This window comes from Variovorax sp. KBW07, assembly GCF_003852515.1.
Classification (GTDB): domain Bacteria; phylum Pseudomonadota; class Gammaproteobacteria; order Burkholderiales; family Burkholderiaceae_C; genus Variovorax.
The window spans coordinates 1-8468 of the sequence record NZ_QAJK01000247.1 but is presented as its reverse complement, the minus strand read 5'-3'; the positions used below and the strand labels follow the sequence as shown (position 1 = coordinate 8468).

Annotated in this window: 6 protein-coding genes; 4 read left to right on the top strand and 2 right to left on the bottom strand. The window is 67.6% G+C overall.

Annotated elements, in window-relative coordinates; translation table 11 throughout:
• Positions 1 to 47: 47 nt before the first annotated feature.
• Together DBV14_RS32855 and DBV14_RS32850 are read right to left on the bottom strand one after the other, a co-directional pair.
• The gene (locus DBV14_RS32855) at positions 48 to 1025 is read right to left on the bottom strand and encodes a tripartite tricarboxylate transporter substrate binding protein (protein WP_185546210.1); all 978 of its coding nucleotides are present in this window, start codon (positions 1023 to 1025) and stop codon (positions 48 to 50) included.
• Between the two features lie 151 nt (positions 1026 to 1176).
• The gene (locus tag DBV14_RS32850) at positions 1177 to 2421 is read right to left on the bottom strand and encodes an alanine--glyoxylate aminotransferase family protein (RefSeq protein WP_124466366.1); all 1245 of its coding nucleotides are present in this window, start codon (positions 2419 to 2421) and stop codon (positions 1177 to 1179) included.
• A 121-nt stretch (positions 2422 to 2542) separates the two neighbouring features.
• On the opposite strand from DBV14_RS32850, the gene DBV14_RS32845 reads away from it, so the two are divergent.
• The 4 genes from DBV14_RS32845 to DBV14_RS32830 all read left to right on the top strand — a co-directional run bounded on the left by DBV14_RS32845 (position 2543) and on the right by DBV14_RS32830 (position 8263).
• Complete coding sequence (locus DBV14_RS32845; protein ID WP_124466363.1) at positions 2543 to 3238, top strand: GntR family transcriptional regulator; 696 nt, start codon at positions 2543 to 2545, stop codon at positions 3236 to 3238.
• A 19-nt stretch (positions 3239 to 3257) separates the two neighbouring features.
• Entirely contained in the window at positions 3258 to 6335 is a 3078-nt protein-coding gene (locus DBV14_RS32840) for an FAD-binding and (Fe-S)-binding domain-containing protein (RefSeq protein WP_124466362.1), read from the top strand.
• A 90-nt stretch (positions 6336 to 6425) separates the two neighbouring features.
• Entirely contained in the window at positions 6426 to 7667 is a 1242-nt protein-coding gene (locus DBV14_RS32835; RefSeq protein WP_124466359.1) for a YbfB/YjiJ family MFS transporter, read from the top strand.
• A 95-nt stretch (positions 7668 to 7762) separates the two neighbouring features.
• Positions 7763 to 8263 carry a methylated-DNA--[protein]-cysteine S-methyltransferase gene (locus DBV14_RS32830; protein ID WP_124466371.1) on the top strand — a complete coding sequence of 167 codons (501 nt, stop codon included), beginning with the start codon at positions 7763 to 7765 and terminating at the stop codon, positions 8261 to 8263.
• Positions 8264 to 8468: the final 205 nt, after the last annotated feature.

Genomic DNA, 8468 nt, shown 5'->3' with positions numbered 1-8468 from the left:
CGGGCGTCGCCCTGAACGAACAGCGGTGCCCAAACCAGCGACAAAAATCAGCTCTCGACGTGAACCTTGCCGTCCTTCACGACCTTGGCCCACTTGGCGATCTCGGTGTTGATGAACTGCTTGAACTTGTCCTGCGAACCGCCGCCGTCTTCAGCGCCGTATGTGTCCAGCCGCTCCTGCACATCCGGCATCGCCAACACCGTATTGACGTCGCGATTGACCTTCTGCGCGATGCCCGCCGGCAGTTTGCCCGGCCCCGCCAGTCCGTACCACGTCGTGGCCTCGAAGCCCTGGAACCCTTGCTCCTGCATCGTGGGTACGTTCGGGTGGCCCTTTGCGCGCTTCGTGCGCGTTTGCGCCACCGCCAGCACCCGCCCATTTTTCACGTGCGGCGTGGCTGCCGTCATCGTCTCGAAGCTGTATTGGATCTGGCCACCCATCAGGTCGGCCAGCAACGGGCCGCTGCCCTTGTAGGGTACGTGCAGCGCATCGACACCGCCCTGCAGCTTGAACATTTCCAGCGCCAGGTGCTGTGCCGAGCCTGCGCCGGCCGAGCCGAAGCTCACCGTGCCGGGGGCTGCCTTGCAGGCGGCCACGATGTCTTTCACCGACAGCGCTTTCTGCGACGGGTTGGCGATCAGCAGGTTGGGTGTCACGCCCACCAGCACGATCGGCACGAAGTCGCGCTCCACGTTGTAGCGCAGCTTCGGTTGCAGGCTGGGCGCGAGGGCGTGGCTGTTGATGTGTGCCATCAGCAGGGTGCTGCCGTCGCTGGGTTGCTGCGACACATATTCGGCAGCGAGCACGCCGGCCACGCCGCCCTTGTTCTCGACGATCACCTGCTGGCCCCACATGATCGTGAGCTTCTGCGCGACCACGCGCGCCAGTGCGTCGGTGCCGCCACCGGGTGGAAAACCGACCACGATGCGCACTGGCCCGGTGGGCCATTCCTGTGCGAAAAGGCGCGGCACGCCCAGGGTGGCGGCGGCCGCGCCGGCGGCCTGAATGAGGGAACGTCTCTGCATCATCTTTGTCTCCGTGGTGTTGGGGGTCCGATGCGTGCCGGTTCGGAACAAACAAGAAAAAGAAAGCCGGCAGGGTGCTGGTTGGCCGCCGCGTCGATCGAGCGACGCGTTGCGGCCGGCGTAGTCGTCGTGGTGGCAAACGCGTGGCTGGCTACGCGGCCTTCTGCAGACTCACAGGCGCCGCCGCGTGGTTCGCGAAGTAGTCCATCGCCGCGTGCACGCCGCTGCCGGCCAGCTTGATACCGCTGAGCTTCATGCCCATCTCGACACCCGCAACCATCGCGACCAGCGTCAGGTCGTTGCTGTCGCCCAGGTGGCCCATGCGGAACATGCGGCCCTTGAGCTTGCCCAGGCCGGTGCCCAGCGAGAGGTCGAAGCGCTGGTGGATCAGCCGGCGCAGCGCGTCGGCATCGACACCCACGGGCGTGATCACGCCGGTGAGCACGGGCGAGTACACGGCCGGGTCGGCGCACTGGATCGGCAGGCCCCAGGCGTTGACGGCGGCGCGCACGCCGGCGGCCCAGCGCTGGTGCCGCGCGAACACGTTGTCCAGGCCTTCGCCGAGGATCATGTCGAGCGATTCCGACAAGCCGTAGAGCAGGTTGGTGTTGGGCGTGTAGGGCCAGTAGCCGTCCTTGTTCATCTCGACGATTTCGTCCCAGGCCCAGAAGGCGCGCGGCAGCTTCGCCGTCTTCGCAACTTCGAGTGCGCGGGGCGACAGCGCGTTAAAGCTGATGCCGGGCGGCAGCATCAAGCCCTTCTGCGAGCCGCTGATCGTCACGTCCACGCCCCATTCGTCGTGCCGGAAATCGGCACTCGCCAGGCCCGAGATGCTGTCGACCATCAACAGGGCGGGGTGGCCGGCCGCGTCGATGGCCTTGCGCACCGAAGCGATGTCGGAGGTAACGCCGGTCGAGGTTTCGTTGTGCACCACGCACACGGCCTTGATCTTCTTTTCGGTGTCCTTGCGCAGGCGGGCTTCGATCAGCTCGGCCTGCACGCCGCGGCGCCAGCTCGGCGCGTTGGGCAGGTGTTCGTCGGTGCCGGCGGCGGCCAGGAACTCGGTCGACAGGCCCAGGCGCGTGGCCATCTTCTGCCACAGCGAGGCGAAGTGGCCGGTTTCGTACATGAGCACGTGGTCGCCGGGGCTGAGCGTGTTGGCGAGCGCGGCCTCCCAGGCACCGGTGCCCGAGGCGGGGTAGATGGCAACCGGATGCTTCGTCTTGAAGATCTCCTTGATGCCGCCGAGCACCTTCAGGCCGAGCGTGCCGAACTCGGGCCCGCGGTGGTCGATGGTGGGCAGGCTCATGGCCCGCAGGATGCGATCAGGCACCGGGCTGGGGCCGGGGATCTGGAGGAAGTGGCGACCGGTGGGGTGGATGTCGAGTTGCAGCATGGACTTTCCTTTCGCATTCAGTTTTGCATTCAAAATGCATTTTTGTTTGATGGTTTACCCGTAATGCAAAGGCTTGTAGTCCTAATTTTTTGCATTCAAAATGCATTCAAGGGACACAACCATGACAGCAGACATCATCGAAATCTCGCGCCTCGCGCTGCATGACCAGGTGGCTTCGCGGCTGCGAACCATGCTGGTCGAGGGCCACATCGCACCCGGCGCCAAGCTCAACGAACGCGAGCTGTGCCTGCAATTGCACGTGTCGCGCACGCCGCTGCGCGAGGCCATCAAGCTGCTCGCGGCCGAAGGGCTGGTCGACCTGTTGCCCAACCGCGGCGCGGTGGCCGTCAAGCTCACCGAGGCCGACGTGCTCAACACCTTCGAGGTGCTGGCCATGCTCGAAGGCATGTCGGGCGAGCTCGCGGCAAAGCGCATCACCGACGAAGAACTGGCCGAGGTGCGCGCGCTGCACTACGAAATGATGGCCTGCTTCTCGCGGCGCGACCTGTCGGGCTACTACCGCCTGAACGCGCGCATTCACACGGCCATCAACGAGGCCGCCGGCAACCCGGTGCTGTCGAACACCTACCGCTCGATCAATGCGCGCGTGCAGTCGCTGCGCTTTCGCACCAACCAGAACGACGCGAAGTGGAAGCACGCCGTCGAAGAACACGAACAGATGATCGACGCGCTGGCCTCGCGCGACGCCGCGGCCATGCGCAAGGTGCTGGTCGCGCACGTGCTGCGCAAGCGCGACACCGTGCTGGAGCTGCTGCGCGCCGGCGAGATCTACCCCCAGGCCAACTCGGCGAGCTGAACCCCACACCACCATCACCATGCGCATCGATCCCGCCAGCCACATGCAGCCAGCCGGAACCGTTCTTCCGCCCAACGACACCTGCGAACTGCTCGCCCGCCGGCTGCGCGCCGACACGCAGGGCGAGGTGCTGTTCGACGACGGTTCGCGCGGGCGCTACGCCACCGACGCGTCGATCTACCAGATCACGCCGGTGGGCGCCTTCGTGCCGACCAACGACCGCGACATTGCCACCGCCATCGACATCGCGCGCGACCTGAAGGTGCCGGTGCTGGCGCGCGGAGGCGGCACCAGCCAGTGCGGCCAGACCACGGGCGCGGCACTGGTCATCGACAACAGCAAGCACTTCAGGCGCGTGCTCGACGTGAACGTGGAAGAGGGCACCGCCACCGTCGAGCCCGGCCTGGTGCTCGACCACCTGAACGCGCAGCTCAAGCCGCACGGCCTTTGGTATCCGGTCGACGTGTCGACCAGCGCGCAGGCCACGCTGGGCGGCATGGCGGGCAACAACTCGTGCGGCTCGCGCTCCATCGCCTACGGCAACATGGTGCACAACGTGCTGGGCGCGGAGGCCTGGCTGTCGAGCGGCGAGCTGGTGGCTTTCGGCCCGCAGCCGGTGCTGGGCGTGCGCGCGGCCGGCATTGCGCAGTTCGTGCGCGGGCTGGCGCGGCAGCACCGCGAGCAGATCGCCGAGCACTGGCCCAAGGTGATGCGCCGCGTGGCGGGCTACAACCTCGACATCTTCGACAACCAGAGCGAGCGGCCCTACACGGCCGATGGCAGCGTCAACCTGGCGCACCTGCTGATCGGCTCCGAAGGCACGCTGGCCTACACCAAGAGCCTGAAGCTCAAGCTCGCGCCGCTGCCGCGCGCCAAGGTGCTGGGCATCGTGAATTTCCCGACCTTCCATGCCGCCATGGATGCGGCGCAGCACATCGTGAAGCTCGGGCCGACGGCGGTGGAGCTGGTCGACCGCACGATGATCGAGCTGAGCCTGGCCAACCCCGCGTTCAAGCCGACCGTGGAGACGGCGCTGATCGGCAAGCCAGCTGCCATTCTGCTGGTGGAGTTCTCGGGCACCGACAAGGCCGCGTTGCTGCCGCAACTGAAGCAACTGGTCGAGCTGATGGGCGACCTCGGCCTGCCGGGCAGCGTGGTCGAGATGCCCGACGACGCGCGCCAGAAAAACCTGTGGGAAGTGCGCAAGGCCGGCCTGAACATCATGATGAGCCTGAAGGGCGACGGCAAGCCCGTGAGCTTCATTGAAGACTGCGCCGTGCCGCTGGAGCACCTGGCCGAATACACCGATGCGCTGACCGAAGTGTTCGCGAAGCACGGCAGCCGCGGCACCTGGTACGCGCATGCCTCGGTCGGCACGCTGCATGTGCGGCCCATTCTGGACATGCGCGTGGATGGCGGCGCCAAGATGCGCGCCATTGCCGAAGAGGCCAGCGCGCTGGTGCGCAAGTACAAGGGCGCCTTCAGCGGCGAGCACGGCGACGGCCTGTGTCGCGGCGAGTGGATCGAATGGCAGTTCGGCCCGGCCATCAACGAGGCCTTCCGCGCCATCAAGCAGAAGCTCGACCCGGCCAACCTGTTCAACCCCGGAAAGATCATCGACCCGCCACGCATGGACGACGGCGCGCTGTTCCGCTTTGCGCCGCCCACCGCGCCCAAGCCGTACCGCCGCATCGAGCTGAAGCCGGTGCTCGACTGGTCGGCCTGGAACGTCAACGCCGACCCGGTGACCGAGGAGACCACCGCGCCCGGCACCGGCGGCGACAGCACCGGCGGCCTGGCCAAGGCCGTGGAGATGTGCAACAACAACGGCCACTGCCGCAAGTTCGACGCCGGCACCATGTGCCCCAGCTACCGCGTGACGCGCGACGAACAGCACCTGACGCGCGGCCGTGCCAACACCCTGCGCCTTGCGCTGTCGGGCCAGTTGGGCCCCAACGCTTTCACCAGCGAGGCCATGCACGAGACCATGGACCTGTGCGTCGGCTGCAAGGGCTGCAAGCGCGACTGCCCCACGGGCGTGGACATGGCGAAGATGAAGGTCGAGTTTCTCGACCACTACAAGAAGCGCCACGGCCACACGCTGAAAGACAAGCTGGTCGCGTACATGCCCGACTACGCCCACAAGGCCAGCCGCATGCCGTGGCTGCTGAACCTGCGCAACAACCTGCCGGGTGCCGCATGGCTCGGCGAAAAGCTGCTGGGCTTTTCCGCCAGGCGCTCGTTGCCCGAATGGCGCAGCGACACCTTCTGGCGCGCCAGGGGCAACGAGCCCGGGCTGTTCGCGGACCAGGCCTCGGTGCTGTCGGTCGCGGCGCGCGGCGGCAAGACCGCCGTGCTGTTCGTCGACACCTTCAACGGCACCTTCGAGAGCGAAAACGCCTTTGCCGCCGCCCGCGTGCTCGAAGCGGCCGGCTACCTGCTGCACACGGTCGAGAAGCGCGGCGGCCACCATTGCTGTGGCCGCACCTTCCTGGCCAGCGGCATGGTCGCCGAGGCCAAGCTGCGCGCCGAGGCGCTGGTCGATGCGCTGCTGCCTCTGGCGCAGGCCGGCATTCCCATCGTCGGGCTGGAGCCTTCGTGCCTGCTCACGCTGCGCGACGAAACCCTGGCCATGGGCTTCGGCGACAAGGCCCATGTGGTGGCCAGACAGGCGCTGCTGTTCGAGGAATTCATCGCACGCGAGATGAAGGCCGGCCGCTTCGAGCTGGCGCTGAAACCCTCCACCGGCCCGATTCTTCTGCACGGCCATTGCCACCAGAAAGCCTTCGGCGCGGTGAGCCCGGTGATGGACGTGCTGAAGCTCATTCCCGGCGCACAACCCGAGCTGATCGAAAGCTCCTGCTGCGGCATGGCCGGCAGCTTCGGCTACGAGGCCAGCCACTTCGACGTGTCGATGCAGATGGCCGAAGCCAGCCTCTTGCCCGCCATCCGCGCGAAGCCCGATGCCACGGTGGTGGCCGATGGCACCAGCTGCCGGCACCAGATCGGCGACGGCGCGCAGCGCGAGGCGGTGCACGTGGCGGTGCTGCTGGAGCGCCACCTGATGGCGCCGGCGCACGTGCCGGGCGACGCCTGATTCGCGGCGGCGCGGCAGCCGCCGTGGCCGCTGCGCCCGCCTGCAGGATCGCGCGGGCTGCCGCAGAATAGGCCCGCCACCCCATCTTCGATGTCGACCACGCTCACTTCTTCCGCCACGCCAGCGCAGCCCACGCTGCGGCTGGCGTTCGCGTTGTCGATGGGCGCTGCCGTGTCGCTCGGCATTACCCGTTTTGCGTATGCGCTGCTGTTGCCGCCGATGCGCGACGACCTCGGCTGGAGCTATGCGCTGGCCGGCGGCATGAACACCGCCAACGCGGTCGGCTACCTGGTCGGCGCGCTGGTCACGCCGGCGCTGATGCGGCGCTTCGGCGTGACGCGGCTGCTGATCGTCGGCGCGGTGCTGGCCAGCGTGTTCATGGCCGGCAGCGGCTTCGTGACCGCCGCACCTGCGTTGCTGTTGCAGCGCCTGCTGGCCGGCGTGGCGAGCGCCTGGGTGTTCGTGGCGGGCGGGTTGCTGGCCGCGCGGCTCGGTGAAGCCGACGCACGCGCAGGAGGCGCGCGCAGCGGCCTGCTGCTGGGCATTTATTACGGCGGCACCGGCTTCGGCATCGTGCTGTCGGCACTGCTCGTTCCGCAGGTGCTGCGGGCCGCCGCCGACGTGCCGCATGGCTGGGCCTGGGCATGGTGGGCGCTGGCGCTCGCGAGCGCGGCAGCCACGGGCCTGCTGGCCTGGGCCGGCCGCGCGATGCCCGACAGGCCGGCACCCGCCACGGCAGCGCAAGCAGCCGGCGTTCCCGCGACAGCGACGGTGGCGTTGCACCGTTTCGGCTGGGCACTCGCGGGCTACGCATTGTTCGGCATGGGCTACATCGGCTACATGACCTTCGTGATCGCGTTGCTGCGGGAGCAGGGCGCCAGCACCGGTTTCGTCACGTTGTTCTATGCCTTGCTGGGCATCGCCTGCGTGGCGTCGTCGAGGCTGTGGGCCGGGTTGCTCGACCGTTACCGTGGCGGCCAGCCGCAGGCGCTGCTGAACGGCCTGCTCGGCGTGGCCACGCTGCTGCCGGTGCTGAGCCCTTCGGCACCGTTGGCACTGGCCTCGGGCGTGCTGTTCGGCGGCGTGTTTTTGTCGGTGGTGGCCTCGACCACCGCGCTGGTGCGCCACAACCTGCCACCGGCGCGTTGGGCGCAGGGCATCAGCCTGTTCACCATCGTCTTCGCGTTCGGGCAGATCGTCGGCCCGACGGTAACGGGCTGGATTTCCGACGGCCCCGGCGGCCTTGCCAGAGGCCTGGTGGCCTCGGCGATCGCGCTGTGGCTGGCTGCGGTGCTGGCCTCGCGCCAGCACGCGCTGGAGGAGCGCCGATGACGGAGAAACGAGACCACGACACGGTGCCACGCACGGGCGATGGCAGCGAGCCCGACAGCACCACCGGTTTCGCGCTGTTCGAAACCCCCATCGGCATGTGCGCCCTGGCCTGGGGCCCGCACGGATTGGTCGGCGTTCAACTGCCAGCCGACGAAGGCGAGCCGGCCACGCGGGCACGCATGAAACGCCGTTTTCCGGACCTGCGTGAAGGGCCGCCGAACGAAGCGGCCCGGCACGCGATCGTCGCGATTCAAGGGTTGCTTCAGGGCGTACACGACGACCTGCGCCACATCGAACTGGACATGCGAGGTGTATCGGAATTTCACCAGCGCATCTACGCCATCGCACGGCGCATTCCGCCGGGGCAGACGCGCACATACGGAGAGATTGCGGAAGAGCTGGGAGACAAGGGGCTGTCGCGTGCGGTGGGGCAAGCGATGGGCCACAACCCGTTTGCGCCGGTGGTGCCGTGTCATCGTGTGCTGGCGGCGGGCAACAAGCCGGGTGGCTTTTCTGCCGGCGGCGGTGCGTTGACCAAGTTGCGCATGCTCGATATCGAGGATGCGCGGCCTAACGGAATGGCTTCGTTGTTTTAGGGCTTGTGCTGTTGAGCGGTTCGCGCTGTTGTTCAGGGCGCCGCCCACGCCGACGGTGTGCTCTGCTCCGCGAATGTCCCCCGCTTCGCTCCTCCTTTATTTCGCTGCGCGGAGCACCCGATGCCAGTCGCACGAGGGCGCTGCTCTCGCATTGGCCGATCAACGACCGCTCTGAAGGCGCTCGCGCCGATGGTGTGCTCTGCGC

Bases quoted from the DNA above. Each gene is read 5' to 3' on its own strand.
- DBV14_RS32855 (WP_185546210.1), bottom strand. From the start codon at position 1,025: ATGCAGAGACGTTCCCTCATTCAGGCCGCCGGCGCGGCCGCCGCCACC.
- DBV14_RS32840 (WP_124466362.1), top strand. From the start codon at position 3,258: ATGCGCATCGATCCCGCCAGCCACATGCAGCCAGCCGGAACCGTTCTT.
- DBV14_RS32845 (WP_124466363.1), top strand. From the start codon at position 2,543: ATGACAGCAGACATCATCGAAATCTCGCGCCTCGCGCTGCATGACCAG.
- DBV14_RS32830 (WP_124466371.1), top strand. From the start codon at position 7,763: ATGTGCGCCCTGGCCTGGGGCCCGCACGGATTGGTCGGCGTTCAACTG.
- DBV14_RS32850 (WP_124466366.1), bottom strand. From the start codon at position 2,421: ATGCTGCAACTCGACATCCACCCCACCGGTCGCCACTTCCTCCAGATC.
- DBV14_RS32835 (WP_124466359.1), top strand. From the start codon at position 6,426: ATGTCGACCACGCTCACTTCTTCCGCCACGCCAGCGCAGCCCACGCTG.